General features: G+C 57.0%; 21 protein-coding genes and 1 riboswitch. Of the genes, 11 read left to right on the top strand and 10 right to left on the bottom strand.

Features of this window, described 5'->3' with window-relative positions; translation table 11 throughout:
- The first annotated feature begins 52 nt into the window (after positions 1–52).
- From RDV48_16085 to RDV48_16065, 5 genes are all read left to right on the top strand, one after another.
- Positions 53–2,581 (top strand): PKD domain-containing protein, encoded by a 2,529-nt coding sequence (locus tag RDV48_16085; GenBank protein ID MDQ7824322.1) that lies wholly within the window; start codon positions 53–55, stop codon positions 2,579–2,581.
- 234 nt (positions 2,582–2,815) lie between these two features.
- On the top strand, positions 2,816–3,073 hold the full coding sequence (locus RDV48_16080; GenBank protein MDQ7824321.1) for a type II toxin-antitoxin system Phd/YefM family antitoxin: 258 nt from the start codon (positions 2,816–2,818) through the stop codon (positions 3,071–3,073).
- Complete coding sequence (locus RDV48_16075) at positions 3,057–3,443, top strand: type II toxin-antitoxin system VapC family toxin (GenBank protein ID MDQ7824320.1); 387 nt, start codon at positions 3,057–3,059, stop codon at positions 3,441–3,443. The genes RDV48_16080 and RDV48_16075 overlap by 17 nt, the downstream gene beginning before the upstream one ends.
- A gap of 84 nt (positions 3,444–3,527) precedes the next feature.
- Positions 3,528–5,309: a glycosyltransferase family 39 protein gene (locus tag RDV48_16070; protein ID MDQ7824319.1), complete on the top strand. Its 1,782-nt coding sequence runs from the start codon at positions 3,528–3,530 to the stop codon at positions 5,307–5,309.
- Positions 5,310–5,383: 74 nt separating this feature from the next.
- Entirely contained in the window at positions 5,384–7,633 is a 2,250-nt protein-coding gene (locus tag RDV48_16065; protein MDQ7824318.1) for an ankyrin repeat domain-containing protein, read from the top strand.
- 49 nt (positions 7,634–7,682) lie between these two features.
- Here RDV48_16065 and RDV48_16060 read toward each other — a convergent pair whose 3' ends face one another.
- Positions 7,683–8,507: a hypothetical protein gene (locus RDV48_16060; protein ID MDQ7824317.1), complete on the bottom strand. Its 825-nt coding sequence runs from the start codon at positions 8,505–8,507 to the stop codon at positions 7,683–7,685.
- A gap of 297 nt (positions 8,508–8,804) precedes the next feature.
- Here RDV48_16060 and RDV48_16055 point away from each other — a divergent pair, with 297 nt between their 5' ends.
- From RDV48_16055 to RDV48_16045, 3 genes are all read left to right on the top strand, one after another.
- Positions 8,805–9,206 (top strand): thioredoxin family protein, encoded by a 402-nt coding sequence (locus RDV48_16055; protein MDQ7824316.1) that lies wholly within the window; start codon positions 8,805–8,807, stop codon positions 9,204–9,206.
- 20 nt (positions 9,207–9,226) lie between these two features.
- Positions 9,227–10,066, top strand: a complete 840-nt coding sequence (locus RDV48_16050) for a Sir2 family NAD-dependent protein deacetylase (protein MDQ7824315.1) — start codon at positions 9,227–9,229, stop codon at positions 10,064–10,066.
- 127 nt (positions 10,067–10,193) lie between these two features.
- Positions 10,194–10,817: a hypothetical protein gene (locus RDV48_16045; GenBank protein ID MDQ7824314.1), complete on the top strand. Its 624-nt coding sequence runs from the start codon at positions 10,194–10,196 to the stop codon at positions 10,815–10,817.
- 79 nt (positions 10,818–10,896) lie between these two features.
- On the opposite strand, the gene RDV48_16040 is transcribed toward RDV48_16045, so the two are convergent.
- On the bottom strand, positions 10,897–11,904 hold the full coding sequence (locus RDV48_16040; protein ID MDQ7824313.1) for a class II fructose-bisphosphate aldolase: 1,008 nt from the start codon (positions 11,902–11,904) through the stop codon (positions 10,897–10,899).
- Between the two features lie 60 nt (positions 11,905–11,964).
- Positions 11,965–12,588: an ankyrin repeat domain-containing protein gene (locus RDV48_16035; GenBank protein MDQ7824312.1), complete on the bottom strand. Its 624-nt coding sequence runs from the start codon at positions 12,586–12,588 to the stop codon at positions 11,965–11,967.
- A 161-nt stretch (positions 12,589–12,749) separates the two neighbouring features.
- Here RDV48_16035 and RDV48_16030 point away from each other — a divergent pair, with 161 nt between their 5' ends.
- Positions 12,750–14,258 (top strand): hypothetical protein, encoded by a 1,509-nt coding sequence (locus RDV48_16030; protein ID MDQ7824311.1) that lies wholly within the window; start codon positions 12,750–12,752, stop codon positions 14,256–14,258.
- A gap of 20 nt (positions 14,259–14,278) precedes the next feature.
- Here the strand turns inward: RDV48_16030 and RDV48_16025 are convergent, their stop codons facing one another.
- The 5 genes from RDV48_16025 to rpsO form a co-directional block, all read right to left on the bottom strand.
- On the bottom strand, positions 14,279–15,094 hold the full coding sequence (locus tag RDV48_16025) for an ABC transporter ATP-binding protein (protein MDQ7824310.1): 816 nt from the start codon (positions 15,092–15,094) through the stop codon (positions 14,279–14,281).
- A gap of 10 nt (positions 15,095–15,104) precedes the next feature.
- The gene (locus RDV48_16020) at positions 15,105–16,145 is read right to left on the bottom strand and encodes an iron chelate uptake ABC transporter family permease subunit (GenBank protein ID MDQ7824309.1); all 1,041 of its coding nucleotides are present in this window, start codon (positions 16,143–16,145) and stop codon (positions 15,105–15,107) included.
- A 4-nt stretch (positions 16,146–16,149) separates the two neighbouring features.
- A complete protein-coding gene (locus tag RDV48_16015; GenBank protein MDQ7824308.1) occupies positions 16,150–17,127 on the bottom strand; it encodes a cobalamin-binding protein in 978 nt (325 codons plus the stop codon).
- An 83-nt stretch (positions 17,128–17,210) separates the two neighbouring features.
- Positions 17,211–17,428: riboswitch (cobalamin riboswitch) on the bottom strand.
- Positions 17,429–17,517: 89 nt separating this feature from the next.
- Positions 17,518–19,764, bottom strand: coding sequence for a polyribonucleotide nucleotidyltransferase (pnp, locus tag RDV48_16010; protein ID MDQ7824307.1), 2,247 nt, complete (start codon positions 19,762–19,764; stop codon positions 17,518–17,520).
- Between the two features lie 142 nt (positions 19,765–19,906).
- Complete coding sequence (gene rpsO / locus RDV48_16005; protein MDQ7824306.1) at positions 19,907–20,176, bottom strand: 30S ribosomal protein S15; 270 nt, start codon at positions 20,174–20,176, stop codon at positions 19,907–19,909.
- Positions 20,177–20,356: 180 nt separating this feature from the next.
- On the opposite strand from rpsO, the gene RDV48_16000 reads away from it, so the two are divergent.
- A complete protein-coding gene (locus RDV48_16000) occupies positions 20,357–20,980 on the top strand; it encodes a phosphoribosylanthranilate isomerase (protein MDQ7824305.1) in 624 nt (207 codons plus the stop codon).
- A 149-nt stretch (positions 20,981–21,129) separates the two neighbouring features.
- Positions 21,130–22,434 carry a tetratricopeptide repeat protein gene (locus tag RDV48_15995; GenBank protein ID MDQ7824304.1) on the top strand — a complete coding sequence of 435 codons (1,305 nt, stop codon included), beginning with the start codon at positions 21,130–21,132 and terminating at the stop codon, positions 22,432–22,434.
- A 9-nt stretch (positions 22,435–22,443) separates the two neighbouring features.
- Here RDV48_15995 and udk read toward each other — a convergent pair whose 3' ends face one another.
- Positions 22,444–23,097, bottom strand: coding sequence for a uridine kinase (gene udk / locus RDV48_15990; protein MDQ7824303.1), 654 nt, complete (start codon positions 23,095–23,097; stop codon positions 22,444–22,446).
- Positions 23,098–23,103: 6 nt separating this feature from the next.
- Positions 23,104–24,273, bottom strand: coding sequence for a tryptophan--tRNA ligase (gene trpS / locus RDV48_15985; protein MDQ7824302.1), 1,170 nt, complete (start codon positions 24,271–24,273; stop codon positions 23,104–23,106).
- Positions 24,274–24,311 lie beyond the last annotated feature (38 nt).

Raw genomic sequence — 24,311 nt, 5'->3', positions numbered from 1 at the left:
TTTTCCGGAGTGAAAGTCACCACAGTTTAAAATCAAGCGAGGAGATTGCCCTATGAAACTTGATAAATCGCTGCTTACTTTGTTTTTAGTCTTTCTTGCAGCGCTGCCCGTCTATTCATTCAGCACATTCCGCCCGCTGGGAGGCACGGTGCATGAGAGCATTACCAGAGCTGCAGTCGGCTCTTATTTTACCCAGGAGACATTCGGTTTTATTGATACAGGAAACACCGATCAGGACAGAGTACCGCATTATTTAATGGCGCCGACGCATCATTTCGATGACAACAGCATAGACGGATCGCTTGATTATGCTGATACTCAGTATGTAAACGCGATATCTGCCGCGGGTTCCGCCGATGAAAGCATCACGGGCAGAAATAAGGCACTTGAATATCTGGGCCATCTTTTTCATACCGTTCAGGATTTTTACGCGCATTCCAATTATGTGGAGCTCTGTCTTAAAAAAGGCATAAAGCCGGAAAACATAAAACCGCTTTATCTATTTGGCACACAGTTGAATTCCCCCCCGGCGGGCCTGAAGACCGGTTATTTCTATTTTTCAAACGTTTACAGCAACGAAAAGCTGAGGCCGCGCAAGGTATGTATTGACGGCCTGCGCGCAGAGCATCCTCGCCTTAAATTCGCCGATGACGCCGAATACAAGCTCCTTAACAATTCTTACAAAGGCGCCATCGATTACATGACAGGCGATTACACCCTCATTCACGAGGATGTCAATAAAGACGACGAGTCCACAAGAGAAGGCGCGCTAAAAGTGCCAGGCTCAAATTATACCCTTTATGCTATCGCCAGAAAAGTAGCAATAGAAGAAACGCGCGCGCAGTGGAACAGGTTCATTGAAGAGATAAAGAAGGAATATCCAGGCAAGGCCACCGCCATTATCAACGCGCTCACCGGGAAGGCAAAACCAAAACCGGCTGCGTCTCCGGTTCCGACGCCGGTGCCAACTGGCGGCAGTACGCAGATAGAGGGGGAAAAGCATCTTTCGGTCGCTTTATCTGCAGCAAAGACAACCATCAAGCCCGGTGAGAAAGTCACGGTGAAGGCGAATGTTACGGGTGGGAAGCCGCGCTATGAATATGCATGGATTTTGGACAACAACCCGCCAAACACCAAGCTGAATTCTATGGATCAGATTGATATCACTGTGGGGGGGCCGGGGAGGCATACGCTTCTCGTCATCGTCAAGGACGCTTCAAATCCACGTCTTGAGGCCCGGGATACCGTCGCATTTACCACCCCGGCGCCGGAAACAAAGCCTCTCGCGGTGTCGTTATCTGCAGCCAGGACAACGGCCCGGCCCGGCGAAAAAGTCACCGTGAAAGCAGGTGTCTCCGGGGGGAAGCCGCCCTATGAATATGCATGGACTTTCAGCGGTGTGCCAAGCACTGGATGCAACGTGCCTTCAGTTGATATTACCTTGCCGGGGCCTGGCAAACATACGCTCGTGGTCATTGTCAAAGATGCCTCAAGCCCCCGCCTCGAGGCCAATGGAGCAGTGACGATCACTGCCGTTGCGCCTGCGGCCAGGCCTGAAACAGTGCCTGAGACCAGGCCGGAAACCAGGCCTCTCTCTGTCACTTTATCTGCAAGCAAGACCACGGTAAAACCTGGAGAGAAAGTCGCCTTCACTGCAAAAGCGCAGGGAGGGGTTAAAGATTACAGCTATTCATGGTTTCTGGATGGAAGACTCGCTACAGGAGCACAACACAGTCTTACAAACAACAAAGCCGTTTTCAAGAATCCAGGTGACCATACGGTAAAAGTCCATGTGCAGGACGAGGCGGACTCCGTCCAGGAAGCATCTGTAGTTATAAGGGTAAAAGCGGCTGTACCTGCTCCGCCCGTTGAAAAGCCTCTAAAAGTGACGCTTTCAGCCGGGAAGGCCAGAGCACAAGTCGGCGAGACAATCCAGCTTTATGCCAAAGCGACAGGCGGCTCACAGAAATATACCTACAGGTGGTCGGTGAATGGAAAAACTTACCAGGGAGCAAAACACGAGCTTCCAAGCAACAAGGCCAAATTCAAGAATCCGGGCAAATACACTGTTGCGGTATATGTCACTGATGCCAGGGATTCTGCGATTACTGCAGAGGATGCTGTTGCAATCGATGTGATAGAAGCGCCTCAACCACCGCGGAGAACTCCCGCACCCCCACCGGCACAAAATCCAGACTCGGTATGGAGTCCCTTCGCGGGCCAATGGACCGGTTATTCCAAAGTGGTAAGAAGCAGCAATAAAAGCGATATCGGGCAGAAATTCAAGGCCACCTTGAGCATAGTCCCCTACAAAGACACCTATGCAATTTATATTGGAAGCGACCGATTTGGAAGCCCGGAAGGATACAAAGTGAGCGGAAGCGGCAACACGCTCACTGTCGCATATAAAGGACCTGTGACGGACACTACAGGAAGAACGCACAAGGAAGTCTATTGTGATGCCACACTCAAGTTGACTGTTAATAAAGACAGCCTGACAGGAGGACAATGGATGACAATCACTGATGACTCCACAACTTTCAATATGGTGCTCTCATTAAGCTTTGCAAGATCGAAATGAATAACCTCAGTGTTCCTGAAATAAAGATCCTCTTGCCGGGGCTGAAGGGCTCTGGTTCTGCGCATACCGCATCAGGGCTTTCAGCCCGATATCCCGCCCTTTTCCTCGCACCGACGCACTGCTTCCCGGAATTTTCTTGTATAGTATCTGCGGAGGCCGGGGGGTGCCGAAATCTAGCTTCCTATCCCCATCTCTTCGATTGACAGGACCAGATACTTAGTCTATAATTGAATCATGAAGCGAGTCAACATTCATGATGCCAAGACTCATCTCTCAGAATATATCGATAATCTGAAGGAGAACGACTCACTTATTCTCTGCAGGAGAAACAAGCCAATCGCCGAGATTAAGCTGCTGCAGCAGCCAAAAGAGGGAAAAAGGCCGATGGGACTGGCCAGGAAAATCTTCCATGTTCCTGAGAGCTTTTTTGAAGCTCTCCCTGACGATATCCTGCAGTCCTTTTCAGGAGAGGCTCATGAAACTGCTCCTTGACACATGCACATTCCTGTGGATTATCTCGGGGAGCACGGAGATCTCCCGCAAATGCCGCATCCTGTTCACAGATTCCAGTAATGAGATTTACATGAGCTCTGTTTCTGCATGGGAGATCATCATCAAGAACTCCGCGGGAAGACTGCCTTTGCCCTTGCCGGCAAGGGATTTTGTCCCTCACTACAGGGAGCTCCACGGAATAACGGAACTGCCACTTTACGAAGAGGCAGTTCTTCAACTTTCCAGGCTTCCCGCCGTGCATAAGGATCCCTTCGACAGGATGCTGATATGTCAGTCTATTGCCCACAGCCTCCCGCTGCTTACCCCGGACCCCCTGATCACCCAGTATCCCGTGAGAACAATCTGGTAGCCTGTGAATCCTGCCGTGCCCTCATGAGAGGAGTACCTTCACAAAAGGGGAAGTATCTCCCAGAAAGGCTTACCGGAACAGGGCATGAACCAGGCTCACGGAACTCAAGAGACAAAGGCGCGGCAAAGGCTTCCCTGGAATGCTTTCACAGGGAAGGGCCACCTCGCCGCCGCCATCCTTCTCGTGATCATGCATTTCTTCTTCCTCCTCTCCTTTCTTGAGCCTGCCATCTCGACGCCTGACGCCAACGGCTACCTGGTCCAGGCAAGGCTCATTGCCCGCGAGGGGAGGACTTTTCTCACCACCGAGTCTCCCGTGCAGTATGTCGGTTTCCACTGGCTCTATGACGGGAAGAGGCGCTACTTCAGCAGATATCCCCCGGGCCTTCCGGCGATAACGGCCCCCTTCTACAAAGCCTTCGGGCCGGAGCGGGTGCTTGTGCTCCCTCTCATCATGGCTTCACTGACCCTCCTGGGGCTTTTCCTTCTTTGCCGATCCTGGATTGGTGAATCATGGGCGCTCCTCGCCGCCGCGCTGATGGCGGTAAATCCTTTTGCCAACGAGCATGCCCTTGTTCACGACTCCCATACCTCAGTCTCCTTTTTCCTTGTATGGGGTCTTTACTGCCTCTTCCAGTGGAGGAAAACCTTCTCCCCCCTCTGGAGCTTTACCGGCGGGCTCTTTCTGGGGATAATCCCTGCCATACACTATCCTGAGGCACTGTTTCTGCCTGCCCTTGCGGTATATATGCTGGTCACGGTCAGGAGCCCCGGGCAAGATCTGAAATCCCTGGCGGCATGCCTCTCCGGCGCCGCTCTCCCCCTTCTGCTGCTGGGTCTTCGAAACCAGGGAGCCTTCGGCGCTTTCTGGAAAACAGGCTACGGACTCTCAGATCACCTGGCGGTGTCTTTCGGCATCTCCTTTTTCCTCCAGAACTTTCTTCCCTACCTGCAGAAGCTGATGAGCGAGGGGTGCGGCCTCCTGTTCGTGCCGGGCTTCCTTGGAATCGTGGCCATGAGCGCTCAGGAGGATACCTGGAAAGAGGGGCTCTTCTTCAGCCTCCTTGTGGTCCCTGTCACGGCGCTCTACATGGCATACAGCTTCAGGGCCGATCCTCAGTCAATGCGCTTCCTGATCCCCACTTTCTATCTCTACACGGCTGCGGGAGTGTGGTTCCTGAAGATGGCCTGTGACAGGAGCAGCCTCGCCGCGGTGCCTGCAGTCTCGGCGCTCCTCGTGCTCAATACCCTCTGGGGAATCCCCCTTTCCCTGCATTCGCTTGAGCCACTCCGTTTCAGGAGCGCCATCCTCGCCGGAATAACCACCGTGCTTGAAAAGCATGCCGCGCCGGGGACCGTGGTGATAGCTCCCGATGGCATCAACCAGCACCTCGATTTCCTGGGCCGCTGGCACCTGGCTGACGGAACTTCCCTCACAGACCGCACAACCTTTCCAGAGCCGTTCTATGGCCACTTCACGCCCCGCAGAGGCCCTGAACTGTTCAGGAACGAAGAAGGATTGAAAAAATACAGGGATCTCAAAGGGAAGAACCTCCGGGACGCTTTTTCCGGCGATCTGTGGAGCTGGGCCGGAGGCACCGGCAGGGTCTGCTGGCTTGCCAGGGAGCACGAGCTTGAGAGCCTGAGGCCCTCCCTCGGGGAAAATGAGAAGATGACCGTCATTGAGAGCATTCCCATCCCCAGGGTGCCTTCCCACAGCGACCCTGCCGCAGCGGGGGGACCGCCCGGGCCTCCCCCCGACATGCCCGGGATGAGGGCAGGACCGCCTGGCCCCGTGGGGCCGGGAAATATTTTTGACCTCACCCTTGACGGGAAACCCCTCCTGCTGGTGAAGTGGGAGCGGTAACAAGATGTGAAAATCCTGGACAGCTAAAGGGTTTACAGGTTTTGCAAGGTGAGAAGAACAAGCCGGGAGCAGCTATGGCCTTGACATGTCCACAGTGCCGGAGAGAAAATGACCCTGAAAGCCCTGCCTGCACAGGGTGCGGCACCCCCTTGGTGCTCTATACCCTGGAAAACCGCTACCATGTCCACAGGATTATCAAATCGGGCTCCATGGGGTGCGTGTACCACGCCTGGGACTCAAGGCTCAAGACACCGGTTGCCCTCAAGAAAATGCTCTCTACCTTCGCAACGCCGGAAGAACGGCAGTACGCAGAGGAGCGCTTCAGGGACGAGGCTACGCTTCTCTCGCGCCTCCATCATGGCGGCCTTCCCAGGGTCATCGACTACTTTACTGCGCCCGACCCCGATTCCCCGCAGGCCGCCCACTACCTGGTGATGACTTTCATCGAGGGGAAGGATCTCGACACCCTCATCAGGGAGCGGGGCGGCAAGCCCTTCCCCTTCGACGAGGCAAGGCGCCTCTTCGCGCAGGTCCTGGAAATCCTGGAGTATCTCCACCGGCAGGACCCTCCGGTGATCTACCGCGATATCAAGCCTTCAAACGTGATGCTCCGCGAGGACAAGGTCTTTCTTGTGGACTTCGGTATCGCGCGCCTCTTCATCCCGCAGAAAAAAGGCACGGCCATCGGGACGCCGGGATATGCCGCCCCGGAGCAGTACAAGGGGCAGGCCGAGCCCCGGAGCGACCTCTATTCCCTGGGGGCCCTCATGCATTACCTCTTCACCGGCCTCGACCCCGAGGGAAGCGCGGCGACCCTCTTCACCTTCGAGGCCCCGTCGAAGCTCAACCCCGCTGTCCCTGAATACTTGAGCGACCTCGTGCTCTCTATGGTGGACCTGGTGCCACAGAACAGGCCCTCATCGGCCCGGGAGGTCTTGGCCATGCTCGCGGGGACCTTTGTGCAGCCTGCAGGCCCACCCCCTTCAGCCCTCCCTGCCCATCTCCCCCTGGTGACAAGGCAGATCGCCATCGCCAGGCCGGGAGGCGGCCAGAAGATAACGACCATCATCTATAAGGATATCTTTGATGCCGTGAGGAGAAGGGACCTCGAGGCCGTATCGGAGTTCCTTAACAGGAGCATCCCCGTGAACATCGGCGATCGCGAGGGGCGCACCCCCCTCCATATAGCGGCCTGGTACGGCCAGCTGGCCATTGCGGAGCTCCTCCTCTCCCGGGGCGCCGCCCTCAACAAGTCCGACAGGGAAGGAAAGACGCCCCTCCACATGGCAGCGTGGTACGGCCATCCCGACACGGCAGCCCTTCTCATTGAAAAGGGCGCCAAGGTGAACGCCGAAGATTCCTCAGGGTGGACGCCCCTGCGTCTGGCAGCACAGAACGGCCTGCTGGAAATTGTCGAGCTCCTGGTGAGCAGGGGCGCCAAGGTGAATATTCTCGACAAAGAAGGGCTCTCGCCACTTTACTGGGCACTCTGGACCAATCACAGGGAAACGGCGGAGTTTCTCATCGGCCACGGCGCTGATGTGAACTGGAAAAATGATGAGGGAAGAACATACCTTCACCTGGCGGCGCAGCACAACAGGTGCGACATGGCCGAGGTGCTTCTTTCCCGCCATGCCGAGGTGAATGCCGCCGACCCCCTGGGAACCACTCCCCTCCATCTTGCCGCGAGGGGAGGCTTCACCGTCATTGCGGAAACACTCCTGCTCCATGGAGCCGCCGCTGCACAAGGAGACGGGAGCGCCGTCACTCCCCTCCACGTGGCTGCAGTGTGGGGCCATGAAGACTTCGCCGCGCTGCTCCTGAAAAACGGCCATGAGGTAAATGTCCGCGACGATACAGGGAGCACGCCCCTCCACAGGGCGGCTCAGAACGGCCGTAAGAAAATCGCTGCCATCCTTATCGCAAAAGGTGCCGATATTCATGGGAAAGACAGGGAGGGCAGGACAGCCCTTCACCTGGCGGCGGCTTGCGGCACCAGCGATGTGGCGGCCCTTCTTCTGCTCAGGGGCGCCGACTTCAGCATACCCGACCGCATGGGCATCACTCCCCTCGCCGCGGCAGAGCAGGAAGGCCACAGGAATATCATGTCCCTCATGCTTTACAGCAGCCTCTCCCTCTCAGACAAGGAGATCCCCTTCAACGAGAAAATCACCTCCATGATCATAAAAGGGCAGATGAAGCTCACCGATTTTCTCTCACAGCCCCATATGACTGAGAAATACGCAGCCCTCATCTCCCGGGGGAAAGACCGCTTCATGGCCCTGCTCAAGAAATACCTTGAAAAACAGCCGAAAGAGGGATAAAAAAAGCCCCTCCCGTGAGAGGGGCCTGCTTCAATGAACGGGATAGAAACTATCGCAGAACTTCCTTGAGATTATCGATGACAAGCCTCCCATCGGGGCCGCGGTGTGTTGCCACATCGACGGTAAACTTCCAGGAGCCTCCCAGATCAGAGCCATAGGCCACCACGCGGTGAGTGCCCTCCTTATCTTCCTTGAGGTCATGTTTCAGGCCCCTCTTGAGATCGGCAAAGGAGACTACGCTCCCGCTCTTTTCAAACTTCTGTGCGAATTCCTCGCCTGCCCTCACCTTGACACCGTAGCGCGACGTAATTCCACCCAGGAGGTCGTGCTTTGCCGTATCCGTCACCAGGTGCGCCACACCGTCGCCAATTTTTCCGCCGATATGGGCTCCCGTCTTCGCACCGCCAAGGCTCCCCTTGAGGGCGCCTTTGATTCCCGTATAGAGGCCATGAAGGGCCGGCACCAGGGCCGAGCCAAGGGCGGCACCGGCAATGGGGCCTGCCACGAGGCCGGCGACAGCGCCGGCAGCGCCGGCCACGAAAGCCCCGGCAACGGCGCATGCAGCAATGCCGCTCACCGCTCCGGCAGTACGGAGCACCTTCGAGATATTTGCGGCAGTCTTGGGCACGTCGGCGGTGGCGCTTTCTTTCACGGTGCCGCAGGCCGCGCCGGGCACCAGGCCCGCCACGCCGCCGGTGAGCTTTCCGAGGCCGTAAAGGGCTTTATGGATAAAATTCCTCCCGCCGGGATCTTTCCCTATGACAACGCTGTCCTGTGATTCAGCGGAAGCTCCTTCTTTTCCAGGACAGGCGGGGGTGGAGTGAGCGGGGGTTGGATTGGCAGGGGCGCTTGAGACTGAATGGAGAGAGATCATGCTATACCTCCTGAATGTTTTCTGATCCCCTCCACTTATTGGCAGTTTTTACTGCTCTCATCTTTGTCTGTATATTTATTATAGCACATCCCACTCCGGATGTAAAGGGATTCGATAAAATTTAACAACTGGCGCACTCAGACGACCTGCCGGAAAAGCAGCGGTCCTTCAGGCCAAGAAGCACCGGCCACGTGGAGGGATTCTGCTCCCCGTAAGGAATATATCAGGGAATAACGCCCGGGGAGTCCTGAGAGCAAGCCCGGGAGGAAAATCCCGCACCCTTAAGGAGGAACTTCCATGAGAACCCTGATTGCGCTGTGCACCCTGTTCCTTTTCCTCACCTGTGCCGTTGCCCATGGCGGTACCATAAAAGTCCTCAACGAAAGTGATCCCGGCAGCAAGGTGGACATCGAGAAATACGTCACCAGGGGAAAGATCACCATCTTTGACTTCTTTGCCACATGGTGCGGGCCCTGTAACGACATTGCGCCGTACCTGGAAAAACTCCAGAAGGACCGCCATGACGTGCAGGTCCACAAGATTGACATAAAAGAATGGGGCTCTCCGGTATGCACGCAGTACGACATCAAGTCGGTGCCCAACTTCAGGGTCTACGATTCTAACGGAAAGCTTCAATACCAGGGCAAAGAGGCCTACCAGCAGGTGATACTGATGATCAAGGGCGCCGGGGGAAAATGACAGGAAAGGATCGTTAAGCAATGCTTGACAGTGAGCAGTTAAAAAGAGGGGCCGAAGCCATTGCTGAAGCCGAGGCCATTGTCATCACCGCGGGAGCGGGAATGGGCGTGGACTCGGGCCTCCCCGATTTCAGGGGAAACGAGGGCTTCTGGAATGCCTACCCGCCTTACCGGCACCTGGGGAAATCCTTCATGGAGATGGCCAATCCCCACTGGTTCTCCAAGGATCCCTCGTACGCCTGGGGGTTCTATGGCCACCGCAGGAACCTCTACCGCGCCACAAAGCCCCACGAGGGCTTCAGTATCCTTCTTGCATGGGCCTCTTCAAAGCCCCTCTCGTACTTTGTCTTCACCTCAAATGTGGACACCCATTTCCATAAGGCAGGCTTTGACGGCGACAGGATCGTGGAGTGCCATGGCTCCATAGAATGGGACCAGTGCTTCGAGGACTGCTCCAGTCACATCTTCCCGGCAGCGCCGGAACCGGTCATCATCGATGAAAGCACCATGCAGGCCCGGCCGCCCCTCCCCTCATGCCCTCACTGCAAAGGGCTCTCAAGGCCCAACATCCTCATGTTCGGTGATTTCGGGTGGCTGAGCCACAGGGAGCACGAGCAGTACTCTCGCCTCGAAGAGTGGCTCCGCGCCGTGAAAGGAAAAAAAATGGCCGTCATCGAATGCGGCGCGGGAATCAGCATCCCGACAGTGCGCCATTTCAGCGAATCACTGCTTGACCGGGCCGAGAGCACGACTCTCATAAGGATAAATGTCCGTGATCCCCAGGCTCCCTACGGCCAGGTGAGCCTCCCGGGAGGGGCTCTTGCATCCCTCCAGGAGCTTGACACCCTCATCAAAGCATAAGCCTACCGCTTGCCGCCTTTTTATGGCATCTTGTCGGAGGATATGCTATAATGACGTCAACCTGCATGACAGGAATTCCCTGCCAGCACGCCGGGACTCCGGCAGGAAAAGAACCGGGAGGTAGCTGATGATAAGCCAGTCCGTCACTTCACCGTCTCTCCATGCTCAATCCCTGAATTCCGCGGGGGCCCCGTCACCGTCGCCTGCCGAGGGCCAGGCAGCCCTGAAAGGCGACAGCGTCGCTCTCAGCGGGAACGTCAGGGAGGCCGAGACAGGGCTCATCAAGTACGCGAAGCCTGCGGCGGGGATAGCTTCACTGGCCGCGATGGGGACCATCATGTCGCAGCAGGCAGTCATGCTCCCCGGGACGCCCGCTTCGGTGGTGGCCGGAACTGTAGCGGGGGCCGTGGGAGGCCTCGCGGGAGGCTCTTCCTCCAAGGCAGTCCGCATGCTCACCCTCGCTGTCGAGGGCGCCATTACGGGCGCTGCGGCAGGCATCCGGATAGGAGGATCCCTCGTCTCCGGGATGGAAGCCCTTGTGACCGCCTCGATAGGAGGCGCCGTAGGCCTCGTGGCAGGAGGCATCTCAGGAGCCCTCATCGGCCGCAAAGCCGGGAAAAAGGCGGCGCAGGCCATTGCTACCGCGGGAGGAGCCGTAGCGGGAGGCATTGCGGCTTACTCGGGCATGACTGACCTTACCTTCGCCAAATTCGGCTTCGAGGTGATGGGCAGAATGATCACCGGCCATTAGGACCGCTCTTCACGAACAAAAAGCCCCGCCGCATATGACGGGGCTTTTTTATCAGCCTTTCTGGCGGGCTCCTCTCGCGCTAAGCCTTGACGCCCACTATCTCGTCGGCTTTCCCCGCCGACCCGAGGACCTCGGTATTCTTCCTTATGATCATCTTCACGAGCTCATCCCTTGCCGGCCCGAGATACTTTCTGGGGTCGAACTCCGAGGGCTTTTCCCCGAAAACCTTCCGTATCATCGCCGTTATCACGAGCCTTCCGTCGCTGTCGATGTTCACCTTGCACACGGCGCCCCTGGCGGCCCGCCTGATCTGCGCCTCGGAGATTCCCACGGCATCATCCATCTTGCCGCCGTACTTGTTGATCATGGCCACGTACTCAGGAAGTACAGACGAGGCGCCGTGGAGCACGATAGGGAAGCCGGGGATGCGCTTCTCCACCTCTTCCAGGATATCAAAGCGAAGCGGCGGGGGCTCCTCACCGGGCTTCACCTTGAACTTGTAAGCGCCATGGGAGGTGCCTATTGAGATGGCAAGGCTGTCCACGCCTGTCTTATGGACAAACTCCTCAACCTCTTCGGGCCTTGTGTAATGGGTCTTCTCGTGGGAGACTTCGTCTTCGATACCCGCGAGGACACCGAGCTCGCCTTCTACGGTCACGTCGTGGCCGTGGGCGAACTCAACCACTTTCTTCGTGAGGGCAACATTGTCCTCGAAGGAGTGGGACGACCCGTCTATCATGACTGATGAAAAGCCTGTCTCTATGCATGACTTTGCAAGCTCGAAGGTATCGCCATGGTCAAGATGAAGCACCACGGGGATGTTGCTCCCGTAGTCATTGCGCGCCATCTCGACTGCCCCCATGGCCATGTAGCGGAGAAGAGTCTGGTTGGCATACTCCCTGGCCCCCTTGGAGACCTGGAGTATCACGGGCGACTTGCTCTCGGCGCATCCTTTTATGATGGCCTGGAGTTGCTCCATGTTGTTGAAGTTGTAGCCGGGAACGGCAAAACCGCCGGTGATGGCGTGCCTGAACATCTCCCTGCTGTTGGTGAGCCCCAGCTCACGGTAGCTTACAGCTTTTGCCATAGTATCATACCTCTCTTTCCGGGGAATCAGGGCTCCCCTCCCTTATTTTGCAGCGTTCACTTACTTTTCGCGTCCTTCAGATGAGAACAGCCTGATCAGCTCGCTGTGGCCCAGGCGCTTCGCCAGGGCGAAGGCCGAGTCACCGGCGCTGTTCTTGAGGGAGGCATCAGCGCCCCCTTTGAGAAGGAGCCACACGATCTCCTTATTTCCATACCGCGACGCCGTGATGAGGGGCGTAGAGCCGGTGATCTTTTCCGCCGCATTCACCTCGGCGCCATTTTCGATAAGAAGCCTTGCTATCTTGTTGCGGCCGTATTTGGCCACATCGTGGAGAGGCGTCATGCCGTCCCTGTTGATTGCGTTCACGTCGCTCCCCCGCTTCACGAGAAGCACTGCTGAATCATAATGGCCCATATAAGCCGCATGGTGAAGGGCTATATTGCCACTGTTGCTCCGCATATTCACGTCGGCGCCATGAGCAATGAAGAGGGAGAGCACCTCTACAAGCCCATGGAGGGCGGCATTGTGAAGAGGCGAGCGCCCGAAATTATCCTTGTGGCTTATCAGCGAGGGATCCTTGGAAAGCATGGCCTTCAGCTTGATAAGGTTATTCTCCAGCACGGCCTCGTCAAGCTCGTGATGAAAAGTGGTTCCCCATATCTCGGTATGCTGCTCCCCCTCCATGACTCCTCCTTGCCGTGCTCTGCCTTCCAGTAAATATTCAGCCACAGGCCTCGAAAAACCTGTCGAAATGGTAACATTTGCTTAATTGCATTAGATCATCACGGGGTGGTATCCTTATAAGGGAGATTTTTATTTTACTGTGTACAGGGGAGAGTGCCGCCATGATAAGAGACGTATCGCAGAACTTCCAGGACCGCGCAAAGCCCATCGAAAGCCCCAGGAAGGAAGCGGCAAAAGAGGGAGAGCCCGCCGAGCCGCAGGATTCAATACTCATCTGTGACGGAAAGGCTCTTGGCGAGGCCGCCGGGCAGGCCGGCACCGCGGTGAGCACCGCAGCTCCCACGCGGCTCCAGCGCCTTGGGACGGCCATAAGTGAAAAAGCCCACTCCCACGCGGAATTCCTCGATGAGCACAAGGTCCTCAATGACTCCCTCGCCACCATGGAGACTATTGCCAAGGGTATCAAGGCCTTTCCCAAGTTCATCTACCCTTCGTTTTACAAGATGACCTCCCAGGAGGCGGGGTTTGTGATGAACACCCTCGACAAGCTCCCTCTCAAGGATGTGAACTCCGTCACCAGGATGGAGATACTGCCTGACCTCCAGGACGCCGCGGGCCTTGCCTACCGGAGCCCCGCCGATCCCCTTATCCAGCTCTCGCGCTCCCAGATGGACCTCTCCCCCCACTGGGCAGAAACGGTCACCATCCACGAGACGGGCCACACCAAGGACTACGGCACCGCCCTTTTCGGCCTTTTCGGTCATGAGAGCTCAAAGAGCCCCCTGTGGGGAAAGCCCCCTTACATCTCCGATTATGCCAAGACCAACCACTGGGAGGACTTTGCCGAGACTTACGCCAACTACCACCTCCACCCCGAGACGCTCAAAGAGCAGTGCCCTGAGAAATACGCCCGCATGGAGGAACTGGAGAAGCTGGGCACCTTTGACAAGCTCATCGACCAGAAAGCCTTCAGGGAAACCGGGAAATACATAGGCCAGAAGCTCGGAGGGATCCCCTACCTCCGCACGGGAGTGAGCCTCCTCTCCTACATGATTGGCTTCATGCAGATAATAAAAGGTGTCGGCGAGCTGGAGCAGGCCCACAAGTCTGGCGACGTGCAGAAAAAGATGGACGGGACCCTCAACATCGCCGCAGGCGCGTGCTTCGCTTCAAAGCTTTTCTGCGTCGCAGGCCTTGCCGTTGACGGTGCAAAACAGGCCCTCGACAGGGCCATCACCAAGGGAGAAATCACTGCCGAGCAGGGCAACGCCGTCGTGCAGAGCACCGTCGGCGCCATAGGCGGCCCCCTGGCGGCAATTGGGAACTGGATCAGGGAGAAGATATTCCACCATGCTCCCCACCAGGGAGAGGCCCCGCAGCAGAAGCCCCCTCAGGAGGGCAAGGATATCACCATCGGCACGCTTGCCAAGGCGGCAAGCATAGGAATCGGCGGTGCCGCGGGTTCTCTCGCGGGCGGAATCGTGGGCCCCTACCTGGGAGTTATGGCAGGATTCAGCGTGGGAGGCCCCCTGGGAGGCGTCATAGGCCTCCTTGCCGGGACGATGGTAGGGGTTTATACCGGGAACAGGGCCGGCGGCGATATCGGAGGCCTTATCGGGGATCTCATGGTATCCCACAAAGCTGCCAGGGAAGCGCCATCACCGGGATAAAGCCACCCCGGGGAATCCTTTCAGCCCTCGAGAGGGATCGAAGGCAAAGCTTCATCGGCTGCAGTGCCGTATAAAAGCACGGGCTTCACTCTGCCCGGCACAGAGAGTATCCTCACAGAGACCCCGAAGACTTCCTCTATGATCTGCCCCGTAAAGACCTGCTCCACGGGGCCTGACTCTCTCACCTCGCCGTGTGAAAGAAAGACAAGGCGGCTGCAGTATGCCGAGGCGAGGTTCAGGTCATGGAGCGAGGTGATGATGGTAATTCCCTGTTCCCGATTCAGCTTCTTGAGCAGTTCCATGAGCTCGAGCTGGTAGCGGATATCGAGATGGGACGTGGGCTCATCAAGGAGAAGAATTGACGCCTCCTGGGCCAGGGCCTGGGCAACCATCACCCGCTGGAGCTCTCCCCCCGAAAGGGCTGTCACGGCGCGGTCAGCGAGCTCCCGGGTCCCCGTAAAGGCCATGACCTGCCTTACCACCTCCTCGTCGCGGGCCGTGGCAAATCCAAGGGCGCCCTGGTGCGCGAAGCGGCCCATCATGACAAAGTCGCGGCAGGGAAAAGGGAACTCGCCGTAAAAGTCCTGGGGAACAAAGCTGATGAGGCGCGCCCTCTGCCGGGGGCTCAGAGCCGACACGGCAGCCCCGTTGCAGGCGACCTCTCCCCGGGCGGGAGCGGCCACGCCTGCAAGAAGCCTCAAGAGCGTTGACTTTCCCGAGCCGTTGGGGCCCAGCACGCCATGGATCAATCCCCCCTCAAAGCAGAGTGTCACGCTCCTGAGGGCTTCGTGGCGCCCATAACGGAAATCGAGATCTTTCACCTCAAGCTGTCCCACGGCAACCTCCTTACCCCTCGCGTCGGTCCCTTCTCATCTTCATAATCCAGAAAAATATGGGTGCCCCGCAGAGTGCCGTGATGACTCCCACGGGAATCTCCTCTGGAGCGAACATGGTGCGCGCAACAGTGTCGGTAGCCATAAGAAAGACGGCTCCTCCGAAAAGGCTTGCCACGAGGAGCAGGCGGTGATCGGGCCCCACAATCCTCCTCATCACATGAGGTATCATGAGGCCTACGAAGCCCACGAGGCCGCACACCGACACCGCTGCCGCCGTCACTAGAGAAGCGGAGAATATGATGATGACTTTCGCCTTCTCCACGGGAAGCCCCCTGCTTGACGCCGCTTCATCTCCCATGGAGAGCACGTTGAGGTGGTGGGAGCACCCGTAAAGGACGAGAGTCCCCAGGAGCCAGTATGGCGCCATCAGTGCGACGTAGCTCCAGCTCTCCCTCCCTGAGAAGCTCCCCATAAGCCAGAAGACAATCCGCGGGAGGTCCTCGCCTGCGACTGTCATGAGAAGAGAGATAAGGGCCCCGGCAAAGGCTCCCACGATGACGCCGGAGAGCAGAAAGGTGTCAAGGGGGAGCCTCCCTTCCCTCAGGGAGATCCCGTACACCAGAAGCATGGCGCCAAGGGATCCCAGAAAAGCCATGAGAGGGACCGCAGAGATCCCCCCTATGGGCTGCCCGAAACCCCATACAATGGAGAGGGAGGCTCCAAGGGCGGCACCCGACGAGGTGCCGATAATATAGGGATCGGCCAGCGGATTCCTGAGGAGGGCCTGGAAGGCTGTCCCCGCCATGGAGAGCGCAGCGCCTGCAAGAACGCAGAGGATGATGCGGGGAAGGCGTATCTGGAAAAGAATGACGCCATGGGGGCTCATCGCGCCCCGTTCTCCGTGCAGCCAGGCACCAAGAAGGCCTGCGGTTTCCTGAAAGCTTATGGGCACCGTCCCCACCGTGAGGGCTGCAGCGAAAACCAGGGAAAAAAGCAGGAAAAAGAGGACAGAAAAGGCGCCGATTCTCAGCCAGAGAGGCCTTCTCTCCATATCATCACCTCATCTTCCGGGTATAGCTGCACTTCGGGGGCAGGGGGGATTTCCTGTCCTGCAGTAAGGTCTTCTGGGGAGGGGTGATCCAGAGTGCCAGGAGCTCCAGGGCCTCGATCATTCTGGGCGTGGGACGGGCGATTATGTCGGGATCGATATGATGGACCCTCCCGCTCCGCACGGCTGAAACAGACTGCCAGGTGCTCCTCCTGAGGACCTCCTCACGCTGCGAAGTCGTAAGAATTATCACCTCGGGGTCCTGCTCCACGACGAACTCAGCACCCACCCTGGGGTATGGCGAGGCTGCCGAAGCGGCGACATTTATCCCGCCGGCACGGGTGATGAGATCATGGAAGAAAGTCTCTTTTCCCGCCGTCATGAGAGGTGAGTCCCAGATCTCCACGAAGACCCTCACGGGCACCCTGCCCCGGGCAGCGACCTTTTTTTCCACGAGCCTTATCCTCCTGTCAATGTCCTGCATGAGGGCCCGGGCCCTTTTCCCGTTCCCCGTGGCACTTCCCAGGATCTCCAGGGACTTCCTGAAATTCTCTATGGTATTGCACTTGAGGAGCAGCACCGGCATGCCGAGCTCCTTGAGACGCCTGGCCGAATCGGGGTTCATTGAGGCGTCGGCCACGACAAGGTCGGGCGAGAGCTTCACTGCCTGCTCCATGTTGACGAGCAGGTCGCCGATACGGGGCAGTCCGCGGGCTTCAGGCGGATAATTGCAATGTCTCGTCACTCCCACCACATTCTTACCCGCGCCCAGGGCAAAAAGAAGCTCTGTAATGCTGGGCGCTGTCGATATTATCCGCCGGGGAACAGAGGGAAAGGCGAGAATATTCCCCGAAGAGTCTTTCACCGAATAGCCTTTGCCCGCGGGAATGGCCATACCATGGAGCGCCCATACCAGCACCAGGACAAGCACTCCTATTCTCACCGCTCTTCCCGGGATTGTACTCCCGGCCCACCTGCAACCCATAAGCCTCTCCATAAAACAAGAATCCCCAGCCTTCACTGAAAAAGCCGAGGATCGCAATAATCCCTCAACCTTTTCTCCGAAGGTCCTCCGGGCACAATCCAGGCAGGTTTCCTGACTTATGGATCACCACGGGCCTGCGCCTTCCCCTGCCGGCAGCACCGAGTGCTGCCTTCAGAGTGGCGTGCTGCAGGCCCCCTCCCCATTTACAGTGGCGGGAACCGTGTTGGACTTAAACCAACTTCCCTTTTCCCTCTCCGGCGACGCCGATCGCCGGAAAGGCACCTGAACTGCCGTGAAAAAAACTCCCTTTATATCCTCTCCTTTATACAGACGCAGATTGCACACCGCTCGGTGTTTACAATGATGACGCCTGGTATGCTCTCTACTGACCTATCTATTGTCGCGGCGCGGCGGGCGCCCCCTGTCGCGGTCGCCCCTTGGTCTTGAAGGGCCCCTGTCCCTGCGGGGAGGCCCCTCCTCGAGGTTATCCGGGGGGATGTTCTCCTCGGGGTTCGCCGAGAGCCCCCGTGCCGTAAGGTTGATTCTCCCCTGGTCGTCTATCTCGATGACCTTTACCGTGATCTCGTCGCCGATCTTGACGGCATCCTCAACGCGGGGGATGCGGCGGTAAGAAAGCTGCGAGATATGGACGAGCCCCTCCTTGCCCGGGAGAAACTCCACAAAGGCGCCGAAATTCATAATTCTTGAGACTCTTCCCAGGTAGATCTCTCCAATCTCTATGTCCCTGGTGAGATCCTCTATCCATTTCCTTGCAGCGTTCCCCGACTCGGGGTTCACCGCCGCAATGAAGACGCGGCCGTCATCTTCGATGTCTATCTTGACGCCGGTTTCCGCTATGATCTTATTGATCATCTTTCCGCCGGGGCCAATGACATCCTTGATCCTGTCAGGGTTGATCATGAGGGTGATGATCCTGGGAGCGTACGGTGAGAGCTCCTCGCGGGGCGCGCTGATGCATTCCTCGATCTTGTTGAGAATGAACATCCGCGCATCGCGGGCCTGGGCAAGGGCTCTCTCCATTATCTCAAAGGATATGCCCTTGATTTTGATATCCATCTGGAGGGCCGTGACGCCTGACCGCGACCCCGCCACCTTGAAATCCATGTCCCCCAGGAAATCCTCAAGGCCCTGGATGTCGGTGAGGACGGCAAAGCCGTCGCCATGCTTGACCAGGCCCATGGCAATCCCTGCGATGGGAGCAGTGATCTTTACCCCCGCGTCCATAAGGGCGAGAGTGCTTGCGCATACACTTGCCATTGAAGTGGAGCCGTTTGATTCCAGCACCTCAGAGACAAGCCTCAGGGCATAAGGAAATTCCTCCACCGAGGGAATCATACCCACGATTGCCCTCTCTGCAAGGGCTCCATGGCCGATCTCCCTTCTCCCGGGGCCTCTCATGGGCTTCACCTCTCCTACGGAGAAAGGAGGGAAGTTGTACTGGTGCATATAGCGCTTTGATTCATCTCCTCCGATACCATCGAGGATCTGCTCCTCGCTCATCGTGCCCAGCGTGAGAATATTCAGCACCTGCGTCTGTCCCCTTGTGAAAAGCCCTGAGCCGTGGGTCCTGGGAAGGATTCCCACCTCGCAGGTAATGGGCCTTATCTCAGTGAGGGTTCTCCCGTCGGGGCGGATCTTTTTCTCCACGATGAGGCGCCTGAACTCCTCTTCCTCGATGGTCTTTTTAATCTGGTCGAAATCAAAGTTCCTGCTGTCGGTGAGGAGCTCCACAAAGGGAGCGCGGGCCTCTTCATCCATGGTCTCCTGGAGAATCGCGAGAAATGCCTCCCTGTTGATGGCTGCCATGGCATTCTCATGGGCTTCCTTTTCTGCAATGATCATCACTTCCGCCACCTTGGCCGTGAGGAGCCTCCGCATCAGAGCTTCAAGCTCCTTGCTGGGCTGATAGACGGGGAATTCACGCTTGGGCTTCCCCACTTTTCCCGCCAGTTCCCCTATAGTGCGGATGACCTTTTTAATCTCCTCGTGGCCAATCCTGAGAGCCTCCATGAGAAGTGATTCTGATACCTCTTCCGCTCCTGCCTCTACCATCATGATGTCTTCCTTTGTCCCCGCCACCACAAGATTGAGGGCGCTCTCTTCCCTCTCCTTGTAAGTGGGATTCACAAGGAAAACGCCGTCCCTGTAGCCGATCCTCACGGCGGCTATCACTTCAGGGAAAGGAATGTCTGAAATGGCGAGAGCCGCCGAGGCCCCGATGATTGCCGGGATATCGGCGTCGTTCTCCTGATCGGACGAGAGAACAAGGGCTGTTATCTGCATGTCATTCCTCAACCCTTTGGGAAACAGGGGCCTGATGGGCCTGTCGATAAGACGGCTCGTGAGAATCGATTTTTCAGAGGGACGGCCTTCCCTCTTGATAAAGCCACCCGGTATCTTTCCCGCGGCATAGAGCTTTTCTTCATAGTCAACCATGAGGGGGAAGAAATCAACGCCTTCCCTGCACCTTTCCGAGCACACTGCCGTCACAATCACCACCGTATCGGCATAGCGAACCATTACGGCGCCGTTTGCCTGCTTGGCCACTTTCCCCGTTTCCAGGACAAGTCTTCTTCCTGCCACATCCACTTCCATGACGCATTGCTTTTCTCCCATACTTTCCTGCACCTTCACTTATTGCTTTCCTCCAATACAGATATAATCGTCACCTGAGTCTCTCCACAGGCAATAGCCATGTCCCGGAACTTCCGATACATGGCGGCATGCAGTGGCATAAGACAGAGGTAAAAGTCTTCAGCTATCTTCTCAGGCCGAGGTTCTTCACCATGGCGCGATACTGCTCAATGTTTCTGCTCATCAGGTAGTTGAGAAGCCTTCTTCTCTGGCCCACCATCATGAGAAGGCCGCGGCGGGAGTGGTGATCTTTCTTGTGCACCTTGAGATGGTCGGTGAGATGATTTATCCTGCTCGTAAGGAGGGCAATCTGCACCTCGGGCGAACCGGTGTCCCGCTCATGAATCCTGTATTTCTCAATAATGCCTTTCTTTGTAACTTCCTCCTGTGCCATTCCCATTCAATCCTCCAATCCAAAATGGTATAAAACTTACATTATTTTAAAGGTGACAGCCTTGTGTTTATAAAACTATTCATTATAATAGCATATCTTGTCAATATTGTAAACAGGAGACGGGGAAGAGGACCAGGGCGCCGGGGCCTTGGTATATTGAGAGGAGAGGGGACCTGTGGCATGGTAAAGGTAAAAATATGCGGCATCACCACTCTGGAGGACGCCCTCATGGCAGTGGAGGCGGGAGCCGACGCCCTGGGATTTGTCTTTGCCCCGAGTTCCCGCCAGGTGACGCCTGAGGAGGCGGCGGCCATCATCAGGAGCCTCCCCCCCTTCCCGGTGAAAATCGGGGTCTTTGTGAACGAAGATCCCGCCGTGGCGGCAGATATCATGAGGAGGTGCGCCCTCCAGGCTCTCCAGTTTCATGGCGACGAGAAACCTGAGGAGGTTGCCCCCTTTTTCCCGCTCTCCATCAAGGCATTCAGGATGAAGAAGAGGGAGAGCCTTGAGGCGATGAAGGCATACAGGGTCGGCGCGGTGCTCCTTGACTCCTACAGCCCGGACAGTGCGGGAGGCACCGGGAAGACCTTTCACTGGGAATGGGCACGCGAGGCGGCCCGGGGCGGCATCCCCCTTATACTCTCGGGGGGCCTCACCGCGGAGAATGTAAGGGAAGCCATCAGGACAGTCAGGCCTTTTGCCGTTGATGTGTCAAGCGGCGTGGAGAAAGGCCCGGGGAAAAAGGACCCGGACCGCGTGAGAAGCTTCATTGGAAACGCAAAAAATGCGCTGGGCACTGACTGAGAGGAGGTATTCCCGCCCGCAAAGAGAATGGTATGATAGACTACACAGCGAGAGTCGGGGTGATTCCTATCAGTAAGCTTTGGGCATTCTTTTTACTAGGCGCGTTGCTTCTTTTCCCGCTGACAGGCTGCGGAGGCTCCGCCAGGCAGGTGGAAAAGCTGGTACAGGCGGGAACAGCGGACCTGGAAAAAGGCGAGGTGGACCAGGCCATCGGGCAGTTTGACAAAGCCCTCGCGCTCTCACCGGAAAATGCTCCTGCCATGTCAATGAAGGGCCTCGCCCTCCTGGAAAAAGGCGAGATCGCACAGGGCTTCGATCTCTGCAAAAAGGCCCTCATCAAGGACTCCAAGAAAGCCAAAGTGAGAGCCAATCTCTCCGAGGCTTTCTATGCCCGGGGGAAGTATGACAGGGCCCTCGCCGAGGCCGAGCGCGCCATGGAGCTTGATCCCTCACTTCCTGAAGGCCCTGCGCTTGCAGGAAGGGCCGAGCTTAGAAGGGGTAATATTGAGGCTGCCAGGAGCCTTATTAAAAAAGGCATAGAGCTCAACGGGGGAAATGCCCGCTTTTATGTCTACCTGGGCGAAACCAACGTGGCAGAGAAGAACTGGACCGCTGCCAATGAGAATTACCGCAAGGCCATCGACCTGACTGCGAAGCTTCCAATCGCCCAGCTCGGCATCGCTCAGGTTCTGCTGGAGCTGGGCGACAAGGAGGGGGCTTTCAAGGCGGTCAGAGAGGCGCTGGAGATCAATCCCAAGATGGCAAAGGCATATGTGATCCGTGCCAGGACTTTCCTCGCTTCGGGAAGCCTCAAAAGCGCCATGGAAGATCTTGATAGAGCGGTGGAGATTGATTCAGGCGACGGCGAGGCTCATGCTCTGCTGGGAAGGGTCCTGATGGAGAGAGGTGAAGCCCAGAAAGCCGAGTTTCACCTCCAGAGGGCCATCGACCTTAATCCCCGGAACGGCGATGCATACTGCAACCTTGCAATTATCAATCTCGCCCTGGGGAAGAAGGACCAGGGCGTTGAGCTCCTGAAAAGGGGGATCGCCGCCTCACCAGAACATTCTCTTGCTTACAGCATCCTGGGGCAGACCTATATCACCGAGGGAAACTACCAGGAAGCCCTCAAGGTATTGAAAAAGAGCATAGAGCTGGACAGTGGAAACAGCCTTGCATACTGCTATCTTACGCGGCTCTCGCTCCTCACGAAAAACACCGGTGAAGCGGAAAAATACATCAGAGCCGCCCTCAAGCTCGACGCCCGGGATGGCCTTTCCCTCTATTACCTTGCCTGCACTCAGGCCCAGCAGGGGAAGACCGCCGAGGCGCTTGCCACGCTGAAAAAAATCGTGAAAGGCGGATTCAGGGATTTCCGGAGAATCGAGAATGACCCGCTGCTGGCCCCGGTGAGATCTTCCGCGGGTTACCGCGAGCTATTGAGGGGAAAATAGGGGAAAGACCTATGCCTGGTGCTTGTTCTGCATGCTCTTCTGCCTGTCGCTCCTGAATTTCTGAAGGAACGCGACAATCATTGCGACGGCGATCTCGTTATAGCCATGGGGCACTATGATATGGGCCTCTTTTTTTGAAGACTCCACGTAAAGGCTGTGCATGGGCGCCACGGTCTCCCGCCATTGCTCCATGGCATCCTCGTAGGTTCTCCCCCTCTCCATGACATCCCTTACAATCCTCCTTATGAGGCGCTCGTCGGAGTCGGTATCCACATATATCCTTATATCCACAAGATTCTTAATGGCAGGGATGGCATAGATAAGGATGCCCTCGAGTATTATTATCTCCGTGGCATCGACATGCACAGTGTCCTTCCTGCGGGTATGGGTGACATAGTCGTACATGGGGCGCTCTATGGGCTCATCACGCTTGAGCATCTCAAGATGCCGGGCTAGCAGCTCTGCCTCTATGGCTTCGGGATGATCATAATTGATTTTTTTCCGCTCTTCGTATTCAAGGGTGCTCCTGTCGTGATAATAGGCGTCCGAGGGGATCAGCGCCACGTCGCCGCCCAGCATCCTTATGACCTCGTTCACCAGCGTGGTCTTCCCTGATCCTGTCCCGCCGGCGATCCCTACGAGAATGTTCTTGTTTTCCCACATGGCTCACTATTCCTTTTCGGAAAAAATCGAACGGAGGGGCGTCTTCATCATAAACTCCCCTATCCTTGGCCGGGCTTGCTTGAGTGCCTCCTGGTGCTCGAGAAGCACCTTCTCGATTCCCTCAGTGGCAATAGCCTTGCAGTCGCGGCACATCTGCTCACCACCGAGACAGCGCTGCCTGAGTGCTCCCGCGGCTTCCCCGTCAAGCACATGAAAGAGAATCATGCCAAAGACGGAGCACACGTCGGGAACCCCCCCATGCTGCTGCTGGTACTTAAGGACAGGGCTTCCGCCCGTGTAAGCCGTCTTTATTTTCTGCTTCACTTCCTTGACCTCATCGGTGACATATATGCAGGTGCTCCGGTCCGAGGCGGCCATCTTTGTGCGGGGGCCTCCGAGGCTCGGGAGAAACCTCAGGTTGAGCTCCCCCGGGGGGAACATTCCGGCCTTGCGCGCGTAACGGCGGGAAACCTGAATATAGGGGTGCTGATCAATCCCGACAGGTACCACTGTGGGCTTGGGCCCTCCAAACTCCTCAAGCTGCGGCAGCAGGATATGGGCCATCTGCACGCCTCCCATGTAAAACACCACCCCTGCATTGATATCATCGCTGAAGCCGAAGACCCCCTTGATCTGGTTGAGGGAAAAATGCCGCGCGATATGCAGGGCAAAGCTGTAGATGGAGGGGTAGTCGGCGCCGGTGAAAATATGAGTCTTTCGTGGATCAAAGCCCAGGGCGATGATGCTCGGGATTACATGCTCATAGGCGTTGAAACGGGCCTTTGCAAGGCTTGGCGCCTTGTCGAAGACGTAGCTCTCATCTTCAGAGATGGGGATGAAGAGCTCGGCGCCGAGCTTCTGAAGTGCCAGATTCTCCTTGAAGAGGGCAAGATGCCCCAGGTGGAGCGGGCCAGAGGGGTTGATCCCCGAGACGACGGCCCATGGCTTTCCGGCCTTGATTGCCTCGACAATACCCTGGAAATCCTTATGGGAGAATATGATACCTTTCTTCATCGAAGGTGTGGCCTCAGGAAGGCTCTTGATGATGTCATCGATGGGCTCGAGGCCGAATTCCTCCCTCTTGGCCTTCAGGTGGTCCTCCTGCTCCCTGAGTATCTCGAGCTTTTCGCTCCTGTCCTTGTCACAGAGTTCTTGCTGTTCCGGGGTTATGCTCATTGGTGGTTATCCTTTTCGTGCGAAATGGCCTTTTCACC

The organism is Candidatus Eremiobacterota bacterium (assembly GCA_031082125.1).
GTDB lineage: Bacteria > Vulcanimicrobiota > CADAWZ01 > CADAWZ01 > Ess09-12 > Ess09-12.
Note: the sequence above shows the minus strand (reverse complement) of the source record. Positions and strands in the feature narration are given on the sequence as shown.

Coding starts and splice junctions, on each gene's coding strand:
- RDV48_16000 (MDQ7824305.1), top strand. CDS start 20,357: ATGGTAAAGGTAAAAATATGCGGCATCACCACTCTGGAGGACGCCCTC.
- RDV48_16075 (MDQ7824320.1), top strand. CDS start 3,057: ATGAAACTGCTCCTTGACACATGCACATTCCTGTGGATTATCTCGGGG.
- RDV48_16045 (MDQ7824314.1), top strand. CDS start 10,194: ATGATAAGCCAGTCCGTCACTTCACCGTCTCTCCATGCTCAATCCCTG.
- RDV48_16035 (MDQ7824312.1), bottom strand. CDS start 12,588: ATGGAGGGGGAGCAGCATACCGAGATATGGGGAACCACTTTTCATCAC.
- RDV48_16030 (MDQ7824311.1), top strand. CDS start 12,750: ATGATAAGAGACGTATCGCAGAACTTCCAGGACCGCGCAAAGCCCATC.
- rpsO (MDQ7824306.1), bottom strand. CDS start 20,176: ATGGCACAGGAGGAAGTTACAAAGAAAGGCATTATTGAGAAATACAGG.
- RDV48_16055 (MDQ7824316.1), top strand. CDS start 8,805: ATGAGAACCCTGATTGCGCTGTGCACCCTGTTCCTTTTCCTCACCTGT.
- RDV48_16065 (MDQ7824318.1), top strand. CDS start 5,384: ATGGCCTTGACATGTCCACAGTGCCGGAGAGAAAATGACCCTGAAAGC.
- udk (MDQ7824303.1), bottom strand. CDS start 23,097: ATGTGGGAAAACAAGAACATTCTCGTAGGGATCGCCGGCGGGACAGGA.
- trpS (MDQ7824302.1), bottom strand. CDS start 24,273: ATGAGCATAACCCCGGAACAGCAAGAACTCTGTGACAAGGACAGGAGC.
- RDV48_16015 (MDQ7824308.1), bottom strand. CDS start 17,127: ATGGGTTGCAGGTGGGCCGGGAGTACAATCCCGGGAAGAGCGGTGAGA.
- RDV48_16050 (MDQ7824315.1), top strand. CDS start 9,227: ATGCTTGACAGTGAGCAGTTAAAAAGAGGGGCCGAAGCCATTGCTGAA.
- RDV48_16040 (MDQ7824313.1), bottom strand. CDS start 11,904: ATGGCAAAAGCTGTAAGCTACCGTGAGCTGGGGCTCACCAACAGCAGG.
- RDV48_16060 (MDQ7824317.1), bottom strand. CDS start 8,507: ATGATCTCTCTCCATTCAGTCTCAAGCGCCCCTGCCAATCCAACCCCC.
- RDV48_16070 (MDQ7824319.1), top strand. CDS start 3,528: ATGAACCAGGCTCACGGAACTCAAGAGACAAAGGCGCGGCAAAGGCTT.
- RDV48_16085 (MDQ7824322.1), top strand. CDS start 53: ATGAAACTTGATAAATCGCTGCTTACTTTGTTTTTAGTCTTTCTTGCA.
- RDV48_16080 (MDQ7824321.1), top strand. CDS start 2,816: ATGAAGCGAGTCAACATTCATGATGCCAAGACTCATCTCTCAGAATAT.
- RDV48_16020 (MDQ7824309.1), bottom strand. CDS start 16,145: ATGGAGAGAAGGCCTCTCTGGCTGAGAATCGGCGCCTTTTCTGTCCTC.
- pnp (MDQ7824307.1), bottom strand. CDS start 19,764: ATGGGAGAAAAGCAATGCGTCATGGAAGTGGATGTGGCAGGAAGAAGA.